Raw genomic sequence first — 634 nt, forward strand, 5'->3', positions numbered from 1 at the left:
AGCCGTAGGGGAACCTGCGGCTGGATCACCTCCTTAAACGACGGTGCATCCCACCGGGTAAGCGCTCACAATGAATTACCTGATCGAGCAGAGCAACGACTGTTTGGGTCCTGGACCCAGTGGTTTGTAGCCGGGTCTGTAGCTCAGTTGGTTAGAGCGCACCCCCTGACCTTAATGGAAAGGAGGGTGAGGTCGACCGAACGACTGCCGAAGGCTTAGCAGTTAGCATGGTGCTGGGTCTGTAGCTCAGTTGGTTAGAGCGCACCCCTGATAAGGGTGAGGTCGGCAGTTCGAGTCTGCCCAGACCCACCAATTTCGCCAATGACTGCGTTGCTTTTACCCTCGTGTAGCAGGCTACACGTCGGCCAAAAGCGCCTTGTCCTTGACGAAATACGTGATTCGGGGCCTTAGCTCAGCTGGGAGAGCGCCTGCCTTGCACGCAGGAGGTCACCGGTTCGATCCCGGTAGGCTCCACCATCCCGACAGTCACCAAAGTTTTAAGCGAGACGCTTGGAAGACAGGTTCTTCGAGCTTCCCGCTTAGAGCTTTTCGCTCTAAATGCTCTTTAACAATGTGGAATAAGCTGACAAAGCAAGACGATACGTCTCAAGCGTATCCGGCAAAATCGTGTTCG

General features: G+C 54.9%; 2 tRNA genes. Both read left to right on the forward strand.

From position 1 onward, the window contains the following. The first annotated feature begins 235 nt into the window (after positions 1–235). A tRNA-Ile gene (locus RVY79_RS16920) sits at positions 236–312 on the forward strand. An 89-nt stretch (positions 313–401) separates the two neighbouring features. Next, positions 402–477: transfer RNA gene (locus RVY79_RS16925), tRNA-Ala, on the forward strand. The last annotated feature ends 157 nt before the right edge of the window (positions 478–634 follow it).

This window comes from Chromohalobacter sp. HP20-39 (assembly GCF_033052815.1).
Taxonomy (GTDB): domain Bacteria; phylum Pseudomonadota; class Gammaproteobacteria; order Pseudomonadales; family Halomonadaceae; genus Chromohalobacter.